At 63.8% G+C, this 18838-nt stretch carries 14 protein-coding genes; 10 read left to right on the forward strand and 4 right to left on the reverse strand.

What is annotated here, in order from left to right; all coding sequences use genetic code 11:
* Window positions 1-70: 70 nt before the first annotated feature.
* Complete coding sequence (locus VEIS_RS11690) at window positions 71-1741, reverse strand: OFA family MFS transporter (RefSeq protein ID WP_011810135.1); 1671 nt, start codon at window positions 1739-1741, stop codon at window positions 71-73.
* A gap of 165 nt (window positions 1742-1906) precedes the next feature.
* Window positions 1907-2860, reverse strand: a complete 954-nt coding sequence (locus VEIS_RS11695) for a LysR family transcriptional regulator (RefSeq protein WP_011810136.1) — start codon at window positions 2858-2860, stop codon at window positions 1907-1909.
* A gap of 515 nt (window positions 2861-3375) precedes the next feature.
* Between VEIS_RS11695 and VEIS_RS11700 the strand changes: the two genes are divergently transcribed.
* The 3 genes from VEIS_RS11700 to VEIS_RS11710 all read left to right on the forward strand — a co-directional run bounded on the left by VEIS_RS11700 (window position 3376) and on the right by VEIS_RS11710 (window position 5956).
* Window positions 3376-4281 (forward strand): SDR family NAD(P)-dependent oxidoreductase, encoded by a 906-nt coding sequence (locus VEIS_RS11700; protein WP_011810137.1) that lies wholly within the window; start codon window positions 3376-3378, stop codon window positions 4279-4281.
* Window positions 4282-4327: 46 nt separating this feature from the next.
* Window positions 4328-5221: a LysR substrate-binding domain-containing protein gene (locus VEIS_RS11705; RefSeq protein ID WP_011810138.1), complete on the forward strand. Its 894-nt coding sequence runs from the start codon at window positions 4328-4330 to the stop codon at window positions 5219-5221.
* A gap of 75 nt (window positions 5222-5296) precedes the next feature.
* Window positions 5297-5956: an RraA family protein gene (locus tag VEIS_RS11710; RefSeq protein WP_198137993.1), complete on the forward strand. Its 660-nt coding sequence runs from the start codon at window positions 5297-5299 to the stop codon at window positions 5954-5956.
* A 432-nt stretch (window positions 5957-6388) separates the two neighbouring features.
* Here the strand turns inward: VEIS_RS11710 and VEIS_RS11720 are convergent, their stop codons facing one another.
* Both VEIS_RS11720 and VEIS_RS11725 read right to left on the reverse strand, forming a co-directional pair.
* On the reverse strand, window positions 6389-7075 hold the full coding sequence (locus VEIS_RS11720; RefSeq protein ID WP_011810140.1) for a lytic transglycosylase domain-containing protein: 687 nt from the start codon (window positions 7073-7075) through the stop codon (window positions 6389-6391).
* A 2-nt stretch (window positions 7076-7077) separates the two neighbouring features.
* A complete protein-coding gene (locus VEIS_RS11725; RefSeq protein WP_011810141.1) occupies window positions 7078-8823 on the reverse strand; it encodes a proline--tRNA ligase in 1746 nt (581 codons plus the stop codon).
* A gap of 91 nt (window positions 8824-8914) precedes the next feature.
* Between VEIS_RS11725 and VEIS_RS11730 the strand changes: the two genes are divergently transcribed.
* The 7 genes from VEIS_RS11730 to mlaE all read left to right on the forward strand — a co-directional run bounded on the left by VEIS_RS11730 (window position 8915) and on the right by mlaE (window position 18812).
* Complete coding sequence (locus VEIS_RS11730; RefSeq protein ID WP_011810142.1) at window positions 8915-9580, forward strand: RNA pyrophosphohydrolase; 666 nt, start codon at window positions 8915-8917, stop codon at window positions 9578-9580.
* 100 nt (window positions 9581-9680) lie between these two features.
* Entirely contained in the window at window positions 9681-10376 is a 696-nt protein-coding gene (locus tag VEIS_RS11735; RefSeq protein WP_041949979.1) for a transposase, read from the forward strand.
* A gap of 145 nt (window positions 10377-10521) precedes the next feature.
* On the forward strand, window positions 10522-10713 hold the full coding sequence (locus VEIS_RS26080; RefSeq protein WP_232287903.1) for a hypothetical protein: 192 nt from the start codon (window positions 10522-10524) through the stop codon (window positions 10711-10713).
* A gap of 13 nt (window positions 10714-10726) precedes the next feature.
* Entirely contained in the window at window positions 10727-15487 is a 4761-nt protein-coding gene (locus VEIS_RS11740) for a glutamate synthase-related protein (RefSeq protein ID WP_011810144.1), read from the forward strand.
* A 97-nt stretch (window positions 15488-15584) separates the two neighbouring features.
* Window positions 15585-17063 (forward strand): glutamate synthase subunit beta, encoded by a 1479-nt coding sequence (locus tag VEIS_RS11745; protein ID WP_011810145.1) that lies wholly within the window; start codon window positions 15585-15587, stop codon window positions 17061-17063.
* 136 nt (window positions 17064-17199) lie between these two features.
* Window positions 17200-18033 (forward strand): ABC transporter ATP-binding protein, encoded by an 834-nt coding sequence (locus tag VEIS_RS11750; protein ID WP_011810146.1) that lies wholly within the window; start codon window positions 17200-17202, stop codon window positions 18031-18033.
* Window positions 18030-18812, forward strand: a complete 783-nt coding sequence (mlaE, locus tag VEIS_RS11755; protein WP_011810147.1) for a lipid asymmetry maintenance ABC transporter permease subunit MlaE — start codon at window positions 18030-18032, stop codon at window positions 18810-18812. Before VEIS_RS11750 ends, mlaE begins: the two co-directional genes overlap by 4 nt.
* The last annotated feature ends 26 nt before the right edge of the window (window positions 18813-18838 follow it).

The following is an 18838-nucleotide window of genomic DNA, read 5'->3' on the forward strand; positions in this document are numbered from 1 at the left end:
TATTACCGAAGGTTGGGCGGGCACATCGTGTCAGCGGTCTTTGGCTTGTCGAGGCGAGACAACTCGAATCTCAGAAAAATTTGGCCACTGTGATGGAGGTGCGGTAAATGCCCCAGGCCAGTGGCAGACCAACCGCCAGCCATGCCAACACGACGAGGACAGGATGGCTTGGTTTGTCATGGGCGTGTGTGCCATCACCGTATGACTCCGATGACCTGACTTTTTCATGCGCCAGCCGCTTTTCCGTTGCCAACTCTTCCGGTGTCATGAACCATTTGGGATTCAAGGGGCGCACCAGTAAATTGCAAATCAAGCCCACCACGAGAAATCCGGCGAGAATATACATGGTCTGGTTGTAGACCTGTTCACGCGGCAAGCCTAAACCAAGCTGGTATTCACGCATATAGTTCACGACTGTCGGGCCCACGATGCCAGCCGTGGCCCACGCCGTCAGCAGCCGGCCATGGATCGCGCCCACCATCTGCGAGCCGAAGATGTCAGCCAAATAGGCCGGTACCGTCGCAAAACCGCCTCCGTACATGCTCAGGATGATGCAGCACGCGGCTACGAACAAGAGCTTGGAACCAGCGGCTGCACTCCCGGGAATACTGAAATAAAGGATGCCGCCCAGCACGAAAAATATGGCGTATGTCAGACGCCGCCCCAGCATGTCGGAGATGGAGGCCCAGAAAAATCTCCCGCCAATATTGAACAGACTCAACAATGCCGTGAAGCCCGCAGCCACGCCAGCAATGGCAGCCAATTGCGCTTTGTCCAATTCAACAAACTTCAGGGGCATGCCGATGAGCGAGCCCCCGAAGACCTCTTGCAGCATGGGCGAGGCCATGCCGATGACGCCGATGCCGGCGCTCACATTCATGCACAGCACCATCCAGAGCAACCAGAATTGGGGGATTCCCCAGACTTTGCTGACATGCACATGGTGCTGGGTGATCATGGTGTTGTTGACTTGGGATGGTTTGGGTGTCCAGCCCTTTGGTTTCCAGCCTGGTTCGGGGATACGATAGCCAAAGGCGCCTGCCATCATGAACACGAAATAGATCAGCGCCATCACGACAAAGGTCTGTATCACACCGACATCCGTCGGAGTGGCAAAGTATTTCATCAAGTCGGCAGCCAAAGGCGAGCCAATCATTGCCCCGCCACCAAACCCCATGATGGCCATGCCGGCAGCCATGCCCCGGCGGTCGGGAAACCACTTGATCAGTGTCGATACTGGCGAGATATAGCCCAGACCGAGTCCAATTCCACCAATCACGCCCGAGCCCAAAACCATCATCCAGAACTGGTGCAAATACACTCCCAGGGCCGAGAACAACATGCCGCCACACCAGCACAGGGCAGACACCACGCCTACTTTGCGTGGTCCAACACGTTCGAGCCACCCGCCCCAGAGCGAAGCGGATGATCCCAGCAAAACGAAAAACAGGATGTACATCCAACCCAGGGTGGAGACTTTCCACTCGCAGGTCGTAGTGAAAAGTTGCGTCAAAAGATCTTGTTTATCACATGCGTCAGAGTTTTTGATTCCAAGCGCCTTGGACAATGGCAGCCAAAACACCGAAAAGCCATAGGCCATGCCTATGCACAGGTGGATGGCCAAGGCCGCCGGGGGGACCAACCAACGGTTGAAGCCCGGACCTGCCACGATGTGTTCTTTGTCAAGAAGGCCGGGTCTTTCCTTGGGGAAGGACTGCTCCCCCATCATGCTCGATGCCATGCTGTCTCCTGGATGCAATCAATGTATAAGCTCGGGGCAGTGTCCCTGATATCCTGGTGGCGAGGCTAATTTTTTTTGAACATAGCCCGATTCAAGCTGTGAATGTGTGCAACATGTTGCACAGCAAACGTACTCACCTTTGTTGGAACAAGCGGGTGCGAAAACTCATTGTCGTGGTTCCAACAAACCCACATGTGCCATTGCCTGCGTCAACCATTCAGGATCATTGGCCAGCGCCAGGGTGGCACGCATCGCATTGGAGGGTCTGTCGGATTTGGCGAACATGAAGCCAATGGGTGTCAGAACGTCCGGGTCCACCAGAGGCACTGCTTCCAATTCAGAGTAACCACGCAAGACCGAAACCAGCGCACCTGGCAGGATGCTGTACATCTCACCTGCCAACACCGTCAGGCCCAAGGTGAGGATGGAATTGGTTTGAATGGCCGGTTGAACGCAGATTCCAATTTTCTTGAAACTTGCATCCACGATTGTCCGGTTGTGCATCTCCGGTGTCAGCAAACACAGAGGCAATCTCGACGCGATGCTCCAGGAAGTTGGTCGATCCGCAATTCGCAGGCCGGATTTGGCCGGATTGGACGCCCTGCGCAGCAAGAAATACCGTTCGGTGTATTGATTCATGACAGCCAGCTTCGATGGTCGTGATTTGATCCGATCAGAATAGCCGAGTCCAATGTCTACCGAAAGCTCCTCGAGGCCGGCTTCGATTTCTGGCGAACTCATCGAGCGAACCGTCAATTTCAGTCCCGGGTAGAGTGCATGCAAATGTCCGGCAAACCGGGCTGCAATCGGTTCTGCGGAAGGCACTGCACCCAGCGTCAACGCTCCGACAGGTTGTTCTGAATGGCCCTTGAGGGTTTGCTGCAAAAGCTCCTGTTCATGCAACATGCGCTGTGCACTGATAAAGATCAGTTCGCCTTCCGGCGTAAAACTCTCAAACGCGCGCCCGCGCTTGACGATGGCCGTACCGAACTCTTCTTCCAGTGCCCGTATGGCGTTTGACAAAGCAGGCTGTGTGATATGGCAGGCATCTGCCGCCCGACCAAAGTGTTTTTCCCGATGCAGCGCAACGAGATAGCGAAATGACGTGAACAAACTCATGATGGGCGATCATATCTATTGCGGTCATGCCCGACGGTTGGCTGCGACCCTATATATTCAGAAGCACGAGCAGTCGATAACTGGTGCCGTGCAGCCGCAGATACCACTCGTATTTGCCGCCACCGTGCGCAGGCACGGCGAGAGGCATTGACGAGTAACTTCAGCCGCAGATTGAAGGGGTTTGGCTTGGCTTTTGACGCGCAAGCATTCGATCTTGAAGACAGTGTAGATCGGCATGATGACGTGATTGCTTCCTTTTCCCGAATGATATCGTCAAAAATCGGTATGCCCTCGGCGTTCCCGACCTGCCTGGCCATGCTCCTGGCTTGCTGCGGCGAGTCCTTGGGCATGCAGTCCCTTCCTGTCCGTGAAGAAAAATGCGGCGCAAAACGCCATGTCGCCTTGGCGTGGGTCTTCCGTTTGCTCAAACCCCCTCTTTGGCAAGGAAGAAATGGCAGGTGCCGAGGCTATGGCATCCTTGCCCCGATCGAGCACGCAAGCGTTGGAGTCGCCTTATGGTTGAAGGAAAAGCAGTGGTCGTCACCGGCGCGGGCGGTGGCATAGGGCGCGCCATCGCGTTGGCAATGGCGCAGCATGGCGCGCGCGTCGTGGTCAACGACATCGGCGCTGCCGTTGACGGCGCAGGTCGCGACGCGGGGCCTGCGCAACAGGTGGTCGATGAGATTCGGGCGCTGGGCGGGCACGCGGTTGCCAACACCGACAATGTGGCTGACGCTGCCAGCGCGACGCGGATCATCGGGTGCGCGCTCGACAGCTTTGGCCGCATCGACGCGGTGGTGAACAACGCCGGCATCCTGCGCGACCGTTTCTTTCACAAGATGTCCGTCGATGAGTGGGACTCGGTGATCAAGGTCCATCTCTATGGCAGCTACCATGTCAGTCGCGCGGCAGCGGTGTTTTTCAAGGAGCAAGGCTCGGGCGCCATGGTGCACATGACCTCGACCTCGGGCCTCATCGGCAACTTCGGGCAGGCCAACTATGCGGCAGCGAAGCTGGGCATTGCGGCGCTGTCCAAGTCGATCGCGCTGGACATGCTCAAGTTCAACGTCCGTTCCAACTGCATTGCCCCCTTCGCATGGAGCCGCATGATAGGTTCCATCCCGACCGACACCGAGGAGCAGCGTGTGCGTGTCGACAAGATCCGGCAGATGACGCCGGCCAAGATCGCGCCGCTGGCCGTCTACCTGATCAGCGATGCGGCCAGGGAGGTCAATGGCCAGATCTTCTCGGTGCGCAACAACGAGATCTCGCTGATCAGCCAGCCGCGCCCGTTGCGTTCCATCCATCGCTCCGAGGGCTGGACGCCGCAGGCCATCGCCGAGCATGCGATGCCGGCGTTGCGCGCCAGTTTCTTTGCGTTGGACCGCTCGGCGGATGTCTTCAGTTGGGATCCGGTCTGAGGTTTGCGGGACAAATTGCAGGACAATCGGGCCTTGTGAGGCCCTTGTGAATCTGCATTTCGACCTGTTTGATTTGAAACTCTTCACCTACGTGGCTGAGGCGAGCAGCCTTACGCGCGGTGCGGACAGGGCCTGCATTTCACTGGCCGCCGCGTCCACGCGCATCAAGCAGATGGAGGAAGCCATCGGCGGCAAGTTGCTCAATCGCACGGCGCAGGGGGTGAATCTGACGGCCGCCGGCTCGGCTGTGCTCTACCACGCCAAGCGGGTGATGCAGCAGATGGAGCATCTGCGCTGCGACATGCAGGATTTCGGCAAGGGCATCAAGGGCCATGTGCGCGTGTTCGCCAACACCAGTTCCATCACCGAGTACCTGCCGGAAAAGCTGGCTGGTTTTTTGACCCGCCATCCGGCGGTGCAGGTCGACCTGCGCGAATACCTCAGCGAGGAGATCGTGCGTCTGGTGGCCGACGGCAGTGCCGACATCGGCATTTTGGCCGGCGATGTGCATACCGGCCAATTCGACGCCTGGTCTTTTGGGCGCAACCAACTGGTGCTGGCGCTTCCGGCCGGGCACCCGCTGGCCGACGCGGGTGCGGCGGCTTTCGTTGACACCCTGGGCGAGCAGCATGTGGGCTTGCACCATGGCAGCGCCATCCACCGCTTCCTGATGCGCAAGGCCGAATTGGCGGGCCAGGGCTACAGCCCGCGCATACAGGTCAGCAGCTTCGAGGCGATTTGTCTGATGATCGAGGCCGGTGTCGGTGTCGGCGTGCTGCCGGCCTCTTCCGCGCGCCGCCTGGCCAAAGCGCTGCGCATCACCATCGTGCCCCTGACCGACCACTGGGCCGAGCGCGAGCTCAAGATCGTCACCCGTAGCCGCGAGTTGCTGCCGGCTTCGGCGCGCGAGTTGCTCGACCACCTGGCGCAGCCGGGTTAGTGCGCCGGGTTTTTCCAAAATCGGTTTCCTCCGGGCAAACCAGAAACTTCCAGAGACCGCAACAGAGACATGGGTATGAGCACCACCACCGATTCGTTGCTGCCCCGGCTACAGTCCTGCTACACCGGCATCCTGCATGACGTGATGCGTGCTGCGGGCCTGCGCGACTTCACGCTGCCGCCGACGCTGCGCCCGCTGATCGCCGGGCGCAAACTCTGCGGCCCGGCCTTCACGGTCAACGGCCGCGTCGATCCCGGCGCCGATCCCCATGAGACGCTGATGGCCTGGACCGGTTTTCTCTCGCGTGCCGAGCCGGGCCACATCGCCGTGATACAGCCCAACGACTCGGTGGTCGCGCACATGGGCGAGCTTTCGGCCGAAACGCTCGGCGGCAAGGGCGTGTTGGGCGTGATTGCCGACGGTGGCCTGCGCGATGCCGAGTTCATCATCGCGCAGGGCTTTCAGGTCTGGCACCGCTACTTCACGCCGCGTGACGTGGTGGGCTACTGGTTGCCGGACGCGCTGCAAGTGCCGGTGCGCATCGGCGCGGTCACGGTCAACCCGGGCGACCTGCTGCTGGCCGACACCGATGGCGTGATCTGCATTCCACTGGCGCAGGCCGAGGCGGTGATCAGCCAGGCCGAGACCATGATGGCGCGCGAAAACCTCGTGCGCAGCGCCATCCTCACCGGCACCGACCCGCAACAGGCCTACCTGAAGTACCGCAAGTTCTGAAGACCGCCAACAACGGTGCGCCCCGTGCAATCCCTGATCCCACCGGCTGGCGAATGACGATGTGGTTTGCATGAATTTCGTTCATTCGCTCATTCGTTCGTCAGTGCGGGTGGTTCAAACCCTCGAAGACTGCGTCGGCATTGGCTTGGTGAGCGGCGGCTGAAGAACCGGACCCTGCCGATCTCAGGTGGCATCAGGTGGCAAACAGCCGCTTCAACACAGCGATCGGCGCTGACCCTTGCCCGACAGACCCCGCAGGCACCATGCCATCGATCACCCACAGGACTGTCGCCGTGCCAACGGGGCCAAACCCGTCGCACAATCCGGCGAACCGGACTCCCTGCGTCTCTATGGAGCGAGCGCCATCGGCGCTCGCTCTGCTCGCGCCGGGCATTCGACCGCCACCATTTTGGCAATGGGTTTTCATGCCCCTCAGGCCGCAGGTGCAGTGGGCCGCTCGGCAAACAGCCAGTTGCGTTGGGCGCCGAGCACGGCGGTCGGGTACGCCGGGCGACCACGGCTGCCGTTATAACGCCCCAGGGCCATGAACAGATCCCCCTGCTCGCGGTCGAGATAGTGGCGCAGGATCACGCAGCCAAAGCGCAGATTGGTTTGCATGTGAAACAGCTTGCCCGGATCCCCGTCACCGATCACGCGCGTCCAGAACGGCATCACCTGCATGTAGCCACGCGCGCCTACGCTGGACACGGCAAACTTGCGAAACCCGCTTTCAACCTGGATCAGCCCGAGCACCAGCGCCGTATCCAGCCCGGCGCGCTTGCACTCATACCACAGCGTTTGCAGGAAATCGCGCCGTACTTCCCATTCGGGCTTGCGGCCGCGCAACCGGGCGCTCTGGGTGCCAAGCCAGCGCAGATAGTGCAGACGGGACTCGGTGCTGAAGAACTCCGGTTCGGGCGGCGCCTGGTTTGCAATCGCCGAGCTCAGGGCCGTGCGCACGGAGTCGATCAGCGGCTCCTCCAATTGCCCCTGCCCCTGTGCCTGCGCCGTCTGCGGCCCGGCCAACCAGGCGGCGGGCGCTGCCAGCGCTGTCAGACAGGCGCGCCGGGACACCGCACCCGGGCCGGCGACGGCAGAGGTTGCTTGCCCCGCTCCCATGTTCACACCGTCATGCGGCCCTTGACATGGGCCAGGATGTCGGCGGCAGCCACCTTGGTGGCGCTCTGGTCGCGGCGGTGCTGGTATTCCAACTGGTCCTCTTTGAGGCCCCGCTCGGAGATCACCACACGGTGCGGCACGCCGATCAGTTCCCAGTCGGCAAACATCGCGCCCGGGCGCTCGCCACGGTCGTCGAGCAGCACGTCGATACCGGCGGCCAGGAAGTCGGCGTACAGCTTGTCCGCTGCGGCCTGCACGGCTGCGCTGCGCTCCATGCCGATGGGGCAGATCACGGCCGTGAAAGGCGCAATCGCGTCCGGCCAGATGATGCCCCGCGCGTCATGGTTTTGCTCGATGGCGGCCGCCGGCAGGCGCGTGATCCCGATGCCGTAGCAGCCCATTTCCAGCGGCTGGGGTTTGCCGTTCTCGTCGAGGAAACTGGCGTTCATCGCGCGGCTGTACTTGGTGCCCAGGTAGAACACATGGCCCACTTCGATGCCACGCTCGATCGCCAACACCCCCTTGCCGTCGGGCGAACGGTCGCCCGCCACCACATTGCGCAGGTCGGCCACCATGTCGGGCTCGGGCAGGTCACGGCCCCAGTTCACGCCGGTCAGGTGCCAGTGCGCTTCGTTGGCGCCGCAGATCCAGTCGGCCATCAGCGCCACGTCGCGGTCGGCCACGATCTTCAGCGGCTTTTGCAGGCCGATCGGCCCCAGGTAGCCGGGCTGGCAGCCAAAGTGCGCTTCGATTTCGTCCAGCGTGGCAAAGCGCAGGCCCTGGCCCAGCCCCGGCAACTTGGCCACCTTGACCTGGTTCATGTCATGGTCGCCGCGCAACAGCAGCAACCAGACCTGGCTCTTGACGGAGCCATCGGCTGCCTGTGCCTCGTCCGTGGCCATGACCAGCGACTTGACCGTGCTCTGCAAGGGTACGCCGAGCCACTGGGCGACTTCGGCACAGGTGCTCTTGTCGGGGGTGGACGTCTTGTTCAGCGCCCGGGTGGCGGCGCCACGGACGCCGGACGGCGCCAGGGCTTCGGCCTTTTCCATGTTCGCTGCGTAATCGCTTTGGGGGCAATAGACGATCGCGTCCTCGCCGGTGGCGGCCACCACCTGGAACTCTTCGCTCAGGTCGCCGCCGATGGCGCCGCTGTCGGCAGCCACCGCGCGGTAGGTCAGCCCAAAGCGGTCGAAGATGCGGCGGTAGGCCTGCTCCATCACCAGGTAGCTGGCCTTGGCCGCCGCCGGGTCCCGGTCGAAGCTGTAGGCGTCTTTCATGATGAATTCGCGTCCGCGCATCAGGCCAAAGCGGGGCCGGCGCTCGTCGCGGAACTTGGTCTGGATCTGGTAGAAGTTTTTCGGCAATTGCTTGTAGCTGCGCAACTCCTGCCTGGCGATGTCGGTGATCACCTCTTCGCTGGTTGGCTGCACGACGAAGTCACGGCCATGGCGATCCTGGATGCGCAGCAGTTCGGGCCCCATTTTGTCAAACCGCCCGGTCTCTTGCCACAGTTCTGCGGGCTGCACTACCGGCATGGTCAACTCCACCGCGCCGGCGCGGTTCATTTCTTCGCGCACGATGGCCTCGATCTTGCGCAGCACCCGCAGCCCCATCGGCATGTAGCTATAGATCCCGGCGCCGAGCTTCTTGATCAGCCCCGCTCGCATCATCAGTTGGTGGCTGACCACTTCGGCGTCGGCCGGAGCGTCCTTGAGGGTGGAAACAAAAAATCGGGAGGCTTTCATCGGGATCAATGGCGAACGAGGCGGGCCGCCCACTTGCCGCAGCGCAGGCGCGGTGCATAATGGGCGCAGTTTAAAAATTTGGGGTTCGATTATGCTTGACCGGGACGGCTTTCGGCCGAACGTCGGCATCGTCTTGCTCAACCAGAAAAACCAGGTGTTCTGGGGCAAACGAATACGCACCCATAGCTGGCAGTTTCCACAGGGGGGCATTGACCGGGGCGAAACCCCCGAGCAAGCCATGTTCCGGGAACTGCACGAAGAGGTGGGGTTGTTGCCCGACCATGTGCGCGTGGTGGCCCGCACCCGGGACTGGCTGCGCTACGAGGTGCCTGACCGGTATGTCCGCCGCGATGCTCGCGGACACTACAAGGGCCAGAAACAAATCTGGTATCTGCTGCAACTGGTCGGACATGACTGGAATTTGAACCTGCGCGCCACCAACCACCCGGAGTTCGACGCCTGGCGCTGGAACGACTACTGGGTTCCGCTGGACGTGGTGATCGAGTTCAAGCGCAGCGTCTATGCGCTGGCGCTCACCGAACTGGCGCGCTATCTGCCACGCCATGAACCGCGCAACCGCTATCTGCGCAGCGGCATGCGCACGCGCGACGGCGAGCATGCGGGCCTGTTCCTCACCAGGGTCATGTCCCCCAAGCCCGGCATACAACTGCCGCCGGGTGCCTGTTTCGACCCGATTCCGCCGACCGGCATGCCGGATGAGCGCGAGGGGTTGCCGTTCACGGCCATGCCACGCTGATGCCCGCCGCGCCCGCAGGGCTTGCCGGCCTCTTTCGGCAGACCGCACACCGATTACGACCCCGCCGATGGCCTGAATGGGCCTGCGGCGAGCGCCACCCATGGCCCGTCTGCCGCGTCTGACCCTGCCGGGTTATTTGCACCATGTGATGCAAAGGGGCAACAACCGGCAGCCCCTGTTCGTGGATGGGGAAGATTTCCGGGCGCTGCTTGCGTTGCTGGCGGACAACGCCCCACGATGTGGGGTCGCCGTCCATGCCTATGTGCTGATGGCCAACCATTTCCACCTGCTGCTCACCCCGGGCACGCAGGACGGCTTGCCGCAGCTGATGCAGGCCCTGGGGCGGCGCTATGTGCAGTATTTCAATCGCCGCCACGCGCGCACCGGCACCTTGTGGGAGGGGCGTTACCGCTCGACCCTGTTGCAGGCCGAGCGCTATCTGCTGCCTTGCATGGTGTACATGGATCTGAACCCCGTCAGGGCCGCGCTGGTGGCGCAGGCCGCCGACTACCCCTGGTCGAGCCATGCCCATTGGCGCGGTTTGCGCAACGACCGGCTGCTCACGCCCCATGCGCTGTACTGGGCGCTGGGCAATACGCCGTTCGCCCGCGAGGCGGCTTATGCGGCCCTGGTGCAGGCGGGTGTCGGAGCGCAGGAGCAGGCGGCGTTGACGGCTTCGGCGCTGAGCGGTTGGGCCTTGGGCGAGGCGGCATTCATCGGCGATTTGCAAAAACGGACACCGCGCCGCGTCGCACCAGGGCGGTCGGGGCGGCCGCGCACAGCGTCAGGCACCTGAGGAATGGCTTCATGTGCTCGAAAGAACGGTGCCTTCTGCCATCTTTTTTGATATGTCCCCGATAAAAAAATAAAAACCAGCGCGCGATTTTTAATGGGTTCTGACCCCGATTAATCTGCTTGCCAAAGCCTGCTGCGATGTACTAGTGTCGCGTCATCGATCATCTGTCGGTCTGCGCTGGCCATCGAAGCGCATCGCGGCGTTGCATCGCTTGCCAATACACTCGGTATGGGCTGCGCGATGCGCCTTGCGCTACGCTCCGATGGCTGCGCGCAGCCTACGACATCTGACCGGTGACGCGACACTAGCCTTGCACCCCCTGCGAAAGAATATATGAGGAGCACGCACCCATGACCACAGTGCCCACGGTAAGCACGGCGACCACGGACGCCGAGATCGAGCATTTGCAGCAATCGGGCCTGTATGCCCCGGCGCACGAGCACGATGCCTGCGGCCTGGGCTTCGTGGCCCATATCAAGGGCGTCAAGCGCCACGACATCGTGACCCAGGCGCTGAAGATTCTGGAAAACATGGACCACCGTGGCGCCGTCGGTGCCGACCCGCTGATGGGCGACGGCACCGGCATCCTGCTGCAGATCCCCGATGCGCTGTACCGTGAGGAGATGGCCCGCCAGGGCGTGGCCTTGCCGGCGGCCGGGGAATATGGCGTGGGCATGATTTTTCTGCCCAAGGAGCATGCCTCGCGGTTGGCCTGCGAGCAGGCGATGGAGCGCGCGATCAAGGCCGAGGGCCAGGTGCTGCTGGGCTGGCGCGATGTGCCGGTCGACCGCGAGATGACGATGTCGCCCGCCGTGCGCAAGAAGGAGCCGATACTGCGCCAGGTGTTCATTGGCCGTGGCAATGACGTGATCGTGCAGGACGCGCTCGAGCGCAAGCTGTATGTGATCCGCAAGACCGCCAGCGCCGCGATACAGGCGCTGCGCCTCAAGCATGGCAAGGAATACTATGTTCCCAGCATGAGCAGCCGCACCGTGGTCTACAAGGGCCTGCTGCTGGCCCGGCAGATCGGCAACTACTACCTGGACTTGCAAGATGTCCGTTGCGTCTCGGCCATTGGCTTGGTGCACCAGCGCTTTTCCACCAACACCTTTCCGGAATGGCCGCTGGCGCACCCGTACCGCTATGTGGCGCACAACGGTGAAATCAACACCGTCAAGGGCAATTACAACTGGATGAAGGCGCGCGAAGGCGTGATGGCCTCGCCGGTGCTGGCGGCCGATCTGAAAAAGCTCTACCCAATCAGTTTCGCCCACCAGTCGGACACGGCCACCTTCGACAACTGCCTGGAACTGCTGACGATGGCCGGCTACCCGATCAGCCAGGCGGTGATGATGATGATCCCCGAGCCTTGGGAACAGCACACCACGATGGACGAGCGCCGCCGCGCCTTCTATGAATACCACGCGGCCATGCTGGAGCCCTGGGACGGCCCGGCCTCGATCGTGTTCACCGACGGTCGCCAGATCGGCGCCACGCTCGACCGCAACGGCCTGCGCCCATCGCGCTACTGCATCACCGACGATGATCTGGTCATCATGGGTTCCGAATCGGGCGTGCTGCCGGTGCCCGAGAACAAGATCGTGCGCAAGTGGCGCTTGCAGCCGGGCAAGATGTTCCTGATCGATCTGGAGCAGGGGCGCATGATCGATGACGACGAGCTCAAGGCCAATATCGTCAACACCAAGCCGTACAAGCAGTGGATCGACAACCTGCGCATCAAGCTCGACAGCATCGACGCCGGCGCGCAGGCGGCTGCGCCGCCGGCAAGCGCGCTGGCGCTGCTGGAGCGCCAGCAAGCCTTTGGCTACACCCAGGAAGACCTCAAGTTCCTGCTCGCGCCAATGGCCAGGAACGGCGAAGAGGGCATTGGCTCGATGGGCAACGACAGCCCGCTGGCCGTGCTCTCGGGCAAGAACAAGCCGCTGTACAGCTACTTCAAGCAGTTGTTCGCCCAGGTGACGAATCCGCCGATCGACCCGATCCGCGAGGCCATCGTGATGTCGCTCAACAGCTTCATCGGCCCCAAGCCCAACCTGCTGGACATCAACCAGGTCAATCCGCCGATGCGCCTGGAAGTGAGCCAGCCGGTGCTGGACTTTGCCGACATGGCCAAACTGCGCGACATCGAGCGCTACACCCACGGCAAGTTCAGGAGCGCCACCATCGACATCACCTACCCGCTGGCCTGGGGCCACGAAGGCGTGGAGGCCAAACTGGCCTCGCTGTGCGCCCAGGCGGTGGATGCGATCCAGGGCGGCGCCAATATCCTGATCATCAGCGACCGCGCGGTCAGCGCCACGCAGTTGGCCATCCCGGCGCTGCTGGCGCTGTCGGCCATCCACCAGCATCTGGTGGGGGAGGGCTTGCGCACCACGGCCGGCCTGGTGGTCGAGACCGGCACGGCGCGCGAAGTGCACCACTTTGCCGTGCTCGGCGGTTACGGCGCCGAGGCCGTGCACCCCTACCTGGCGCTGGAAACCCTGGCCGACATGCACCAGGACCTGGGCGGCGAGCTGTCGGCCGACAAGGCCATGGCCAACTACATCAAGGCGATCGGCAAGGGCCTGTCCAAGATCATGTCCAAGATGGGCGTGAGCACCTACATGAGCTACTGCGGCGCCCAACTGTTCGAGGCCATAGGCCTGAGCACCGACACCGTGCGCAAGTATTTCACCGGCACCGCCAGCCGGATCGAAGGCATAGGCGTGTTCGAGATCGCCGAAGAAGCCATCCGCATGCACAAGGCGGCCTTTGGCGACGCCCCGGTGCTGGCCACGATGCTCGATGCCGGCGGTGAATACGCCTGGCGCATCCGTGGCGAAGAGCATATGTGGACGCCCGACGCGATTGCCAAACTGCAGCACAGCACCCGCGCCAACAACTGGAACACCTACAAGGAGTACGCCCAGATCATCAACGACCAGGGCCGGCGCCACATGACGCTGCGCGGCCTGTTCGAGTTCAGGATCGATCCGGCCAAGGCGATTGCCATCGATGAGGTCGAGCCGGCCCGGGAAATCGTCAAGCGCTTTGCCACCGGCGCGATGTCGCTGGGTTCGATCTCCACCGAGGCCCATGCCACGCTGGCCGTGGCCATGAACCGCATCGGCGGCAAGAGCAACACCGGCGAAGGGGGTGAAGACGCAGCGCGCTACCGCAACGAGCTCAAGGGCATACCGATCAAAAAGGGCGATTCGCTCAAGAGCGTGATCGGCGCCGACAACGTCGAAGTCGACCTGCCGCTGCAAGACGGCGACTCGCTGCGCAGCCGCATCAAGCAGGTGGCTTCGGGCCGCTTTGGCGTGACGGCCGAGTACCTCTCGTCGGCCGACCAGATCCAGATCAAGATGGCCCAGGGCGCCAAGCCCGGCGAAGGCGGCCAACTGCCCGGCGGCAAGGTCTCCGACTACATCGGCAAACTGCGCCACAGCGTGCCCGGTGTGGGCCTGATCTCGCCCCCGCCGCACCATGACATCTACTCGATCGAAGACCTGGCGCAGCTGATCCACGACCTGAAGAACGTGGCCCCGCAGGCCAGCATCAGCGTCAAGCTGGTGTCCGAAGTGGGCGTGGGCACGATTGCGGCCGGCGTGGCCAAGTGCAAGAGCGACCATGTGGTGATTGCCGGGCATGACGGCGGCACGGGCGCATCGCCCTGGTCGTCGATCAAACATGCCGGCAGCCCCTGGGAAATCGGCCTGGCCGAGACCCAGCAGACCCTGGTGCTCAACCGCCTGCGTGGCCGCATCCGGGTGCAGGCCGATGGCCAGATGAAGACTGGCCGCGATGTCGTCATCGGCGCGCTGCTCGGCGCCGACGAGTTCGGTTTCGCCACCGCGCCGCTGGTGGTGCAAGGCTGCATCATGATGCGCAAATGCCATCTGAACACCTGCCCCGTGGGCGTGGCCACGCAAGACCCGGCGCTGCGCAAGAAATTCTCGGGCAAGCCCGAGCATGTGGTGAACTACTTCTTCTTCATTGCCGAAGAAGTGCGCCAGATCATGGCCCAACTGGGCCTGCGCAAATTCGACGAGTTGATCGGCCGCAGCGACCTGCTCGACATGCGCGCCGGCCTGGCGCACTGGAAGGCCCGGGGCCTGGACTTTGGCCGCCTGTTTGCGCAGCCGAACGCGCCGGCTGAAGTGGCGCGCCGGCATGTCGAGGAGCAGGAGCACAACATCGCCCACACGCTCGACCGCAAACTGATCGAGCACAGCCGGCCCGCGCTCGAAAAAGGCGAGCGGGTGCAGTTCATCGAAGTGGCGCACAACGTCGACCGCTCCGTGGGCGCGATGCTCTCGGGCGCGCTGACCCGCCTGCACCCGCAGGGCCTGCCCGACGACACCATCCGCATACAGCTCGAAGGCACGGGCGGCCAATCGTTCGGCGCCTTCCTCGCGCGCGGCATCACGCTGTACCTGATCGGCGACGCCAATGACTACACCGGCAAAGGGCTGTCGGGGGGGCGCGTGATCGTGCGCCCGAGCATCGACTTTCGCGGTGATGCAGTGCGCAACACCATCGTCGGCAACACCGTGATGTACGGCGCCACCACCGGGGAAGCCTTCTTCAGCGGCGTGGCCGGCGAGCGCTTTGCCGTGCGTTTGTCGGGCGCCACGGCGGTGGTCGAAGGCACGGGCGACCATGGCTGCGAATACATGACCGGCGGCACCGTGGTGGTGCTCGGCAAGACCGGCCGCAACTTCGCCGCCGGCATGAGCGGCGGCGTGGCCTATGTGTACGACGAAGACGGCCAGTTCGACAGCCGTTGCAATCTGGCCATGGTCACGCTCGAACGCATCGTGCCGGCCACCGAACAAGAGGCCACGGTGCCGCGCGCGGCATGGCACCAGGGCCAGACCGACGAAGCCCTGCTGAAAAAGCTGCTGCAAGAGCACAACCGCTGGACCGGCAGCAAGCGCGCGCGCGAACTGCTGGACCATTGGAGCGCAGCGCGCAGCCAATTCGTCAAGGTCTTGCCGACCGAGTACCGGCGGGCGCTGGCCCAAATGCATGAACGCCAACTGCGGCAAGAGCGTGCCGCGTCGGCGCCGGATGCGCAGCAGCGGCAAGCAGTCCTGGCGCAATGAGGGCGCGCAACGAAGGCGTGCAGTCAGGGCGCGCGGCACAGGCGCGCGCGCAACCCATCGATCCATCAGTACATCGGCACCAATGCAAGGACATCCCATGGGAAAGACCACCGGCTTCATGGAACACGGGCGCATCGAAGAAGGCCACCAGAGCGTTGCCGAGCGACTCAGGCATTACAAGGAATTCGTCATCGGCCTCGACGAGGACCAGGCCCGGGTGCAGGGCGCGCGCTGCATGGACTGCGGCACGCCGTTTTGCAGCCATGGCTGCCCGGTGAACAACATCATTCCCGACTTCAACGACCTGATCTACCAGGCCGACTGGAAGGGCGCGCTCGAAGTACTGCACAGCACCAACAACTTCCCCGAGTTCACCGGCCGCATTTGCCCCGCGCCCTGCGAGGCCGCCTGCGTGCTGAACGTGAACGACAAGGCCGTGGGCATCAAGTCGATCGAGCACGCGATCATCGACCGCGCCTGGCAACAGGGCTGGGTGCAGCCCCGCCCGGCCCGGCACCCCAGCGGCAAGAAGGTGGCCGTGGTCGGCTCCGGCCCGGCCGGCATGGCCGCAGCGCAGCAACTGGCGCGCGCCGGCCACGGCGTCACGCTGTTCGAGAAGAATGACCGCGTGGGCGGTCTGCTGCGCTACGGCATCCCGGACTTCAAGATGGAAAAATCGCACATCGACCGGCGCATCGCGCAGCTACAGGCCGAAGGCGTGGTCTTGCGCCCGGGGGTGTTCGTGGGCTCGGCCAGCGAGGGCCTGGGCAAAGGCTCCAAGGTCGGCAACGCAGCCAAGGAAACCGTGACGCCCGAGCAGTTGTACGCGCAGTTCGATGCCGTGCTGCTGACCGGCGGCGCCGAGCAGTCACGCGACCTGCCGGTGCCCGGCCGCGGGTTGGACGGCATCCACTTCGCGATGGAATTCCTGCCCCAGCAAAACAAGGTCAATGCCGGCGACAAGCTCAAGGGGCAGTTGCGCGCGGACGGCAAGCATGTGATCGTGATCGGCGGCGGCGACACCGGCAGCGACTGCGTGGGCACCAGCCGCCGCCATGGCGCTGCCAGCGTCACGCAGTTCGAGCTGCTGCCCCGGCCGCCAGAAGAAGAAAACCGCCCGCTGACCTGGCCCTACTGGCCGATCAAGCTGCGCACCAGTTCCAGCCACGAAGAGGGCTGCGCGCGCGAGTTCGCCATCGCCACCCGGGAGTTCGTCGGCGACAAAGGCCGTGTGACGGGCCTGAAAACCGTGCGCGTGCAGTTCAAGGACGGCAAACTGGTCGAAATCGCCGGCTCGGAACAGACCCTCCCGGCCGACCTGGTGCTGCTGGCCATGGGTTTCGTCGGCCCGGTGGCGCCGGTGCTCGACGCCTTTGGGGTGGAGCAGGATGCCCGTGGCAATGCCCGCGCCAGCACCGAACCCGACGGCGGCTACGCCACCAACGTGCCCAAGGTCTTTGCCGCCGGCGACATGCGCCGGGGCCAGTCGCTGGTCGTCTGGGCCATCCGCGAGGGCCGGCAGGCGGCCCATGCGGTCGATCGGTTTCTGATGGGGCATTCCGAATTGCCCCGCTGACCGGGATGGCGGCGGGATTTGTGGGTACCATCGACGGTTTCCTGCCGGCCGACCCCAGGCGGGGCTATCTGGCCGTGGCGGCTCGCCGTCGGCATCAGGGCCGCCCGCCGGATGGCCTGAACCCCTTTACCTTCGCATGTCTCTTGCACCCGTCCCATTGCCCCCGTTGCTTGCCGAACTGCGCCAGGTCACGTTCTCCTACGCTGACCGCGTGATCTTGCGCAACATCACGCTGGCGCTGCCACGGGGCAAGGTCACGGCGCTGATGGGCGCCTCGGGTGGAGGCAAGACCACGGTGCTGCGGCTGCTCGGCGGGCTGCAAAAAGCCGACAGCGGCCAGGTCTTGTTCGATGGCCAGGACATGGGGCGCATGGACGCGCGCGGCCTGTATGCCGCCCGCCGGCGCATGGGCATGTTGTTCCAGTTCGGCGCGCTGTTCACCGACCTGAGCGTTTTCGAGAACGTGGCCTTTGCGCTGCGCGAGCACACCGACCTGTCCGAAGCGCTGATCCGCGACGTGGTGCTGATGAAACTGCACGCCGTGGGCCTGCGGGCGGCCCGCGACCTGATGCCCGCCCAGATATCGGGCGGCATGGCGCGGCGCGTGGCATTGGCCCGGGCGATCGTGCTGGACCCGGAACTGGTCATGTACGACGAGCCATTTGCCGGGCTGGACCCGATCGCGCTGGGCACAGCCGCGCAGTTGATCCGCCAACTCAATGATGCGATGGGCCTGACCAGCATCGTGGTCTCGCACGACCTGGACGAGACCTTCCGGCTGGCCGACCATGTGATCATTTTGGGCGCGGGCGTGGTGGCGGCCCAGGGCAGCCCCGAGCAAGTGCGCGCCAACCCGGACCCGCTGGTGCAGCAATTCGTCAACGCCTTGCCGACCGGGCCGGTGCCGTTCCACTACCCGGGCCCGGGGTTGGCCGAGGATTTCGGCCCCGTCGCAGGGGGCGCGCGATGAACCGGCAGCCCATCGCCGACCTCGGCTTTGCCGTGCGCAGCAAACTGGCCGACATCGGCATGGCCGCGCGCTTGCTGGCGCGCTTGCTGCTGCTGGCCGGAGCGGTTTGCCGGCGGCCCGCGCTGGTGCGCGACCAACTGCATTTCCTGGGCAACTACTCGCTGGCCATCATTGTGGTCTCCGGCCTGTTCGTCGGCTTTGTGCTCGGCCTGCAGGGCTACTACACCTTGCAGCGCTATGGCGCGTCAGAGGCGCTCGGGCTGCTGGTGGCGCTGTCGCTGGTGCGCGAACTCGGGCCGGTGGTCACGGCGCTGCTGTTTGCCGGCCGCGCAGGCACCTCGCTGACGGCCGAGATCGGCCTGATGCGCTCGGGCGAGCAATTGAGCGCCATGGAAATGATGGCCATCGACCCGGTGCGCCGCATCCTGGCGCCCCGATTCTGGGCCGGGGTCATCGCCATGCCGCTGCTGGCAGCGATGTTCAGCGCCGTCGGCGTGATCGGCGGCGCCGTGGTGGGCGTGCTGATGATAGGCATAGACCCGGGGGCCTTCTGGAGCCAGATGCAAGGCGGCGTGGATATCTGGCGCGACCTGGGCAATGGGGTGCTCAAGAGCCTGGTCTTCGGCTTTACCGTAAGCTTTGTGGCGCTGCTGCAAGGCTATGTGGCCAGGCCCACGCCCGAAGGCGTGGCGCGCGCCACCACGCGCACGGTGGTGCTGGCCTCGCTGGCCGTGCTGGCGCTGGACTTCATCCTCACGGCCCTGATGTTCAGTTGGTGAGACACTGGCAAGTGCAGAAAGCAACG

It is taken from the genome of Verminephrobacter eiseniae EF01-2, assembly GCF_000015565.1.
GTDB lineage: Bacteria > Pseudomonadota > Gammaproteobacteria > Burkholderiales > Burkholderiaceae_C > Acidovorax > Acidovorax eiseniae.

Excerpts from the sequence above, each read along its gene's own strand:
- VEIS_RS11690 (WP_011810135.1), bottom strand. The coding sequence starts at position 1,741 with ATGGCATCGAGCATGATGGGGGAGCAGTCCTTCCCCAAGGAAAGACCC.
- VEIS_RS11695 (WP_011810136.1), bottom strand. The coding sequence starts at position 2,860 with ATGAGTTTGTTCACGTCATTTCGCTATCTCGTTGCGCTGCATCGGGAA.
- VEIS_RS11700 (WP_011810137.1), top strand. The coding sequence starts at position 3,376 with ATGGTTGAAGGAAAAGCAGTGGTCGTCACCGGCGCGGGCGGTGGCATA.
- VEIS_RS11710 (WP_198137993.1), top strand. The coding sequence starts at position 5,297 with ATGAGCACCACCACCGATTCGTTGCTGCCCCGGCTACAGTCCTGCTAC.
- VEIS_RS11720 (WP_011810140.1), bottom strand. The coding sequence starts at position 7,075 with ATGGGAGCGGGGCAAGCAACCTCTGCCGTCGCCGGCCCGGGTGCGGTG.
- VEIS_RS11725 (WP_011810141.1), bottom strand. The coding sequence starts at position 8,823 with ATGAAAGCCTCCCGATTTTTTGTTTCCACCCTCAAGGACGCTCCGGCC.
- VEIS_RS11730 (WP_011810142.1), top strand. The coding sequence starts at position 8,915 with ATGCTTGACCGGGACGGCTTTCGGCCGAACGTCGGCATCGTCTTGCTC.
- VEIS_RS11735 (WP_041949979.1), top strand. The coding sequence starts at position 9,681 with ATGGCCCGTCTGCCGCGTCTGACCCTGCCGGGTTATTTGCACCATGTG.
- VEIS_RS11740 (WP_011810144.1), top strand. The coding sequence starts at position 10,727 with ATGACCACAGTGCCCACGGTAAGCACGGCGACCACGGACGCCGAGATC.
- VEIS_RS11745 (WP_011810145.1), top strand. The coding sequence starts at position 15,585 with ATGGGAAAGACCACCGGCTTCATGGAACACGGGCGCATCGAAGAAGGC.
- VEIS_RS11750 (WP_011810146.1), top strand. The coding sequence starts at position 17,200 with ATGTCTCTTGCACCCGTCCCATTGCCCCCGTTGCTTGCCGAACTGCGC.
- mlaE (WP_011810147.1), top strand. The coding sequence starts at position 18,030 with ATGAACCGGCAGCCCATCGCCGACCTCGGCTTTGCCGTGCGCAGCAAA.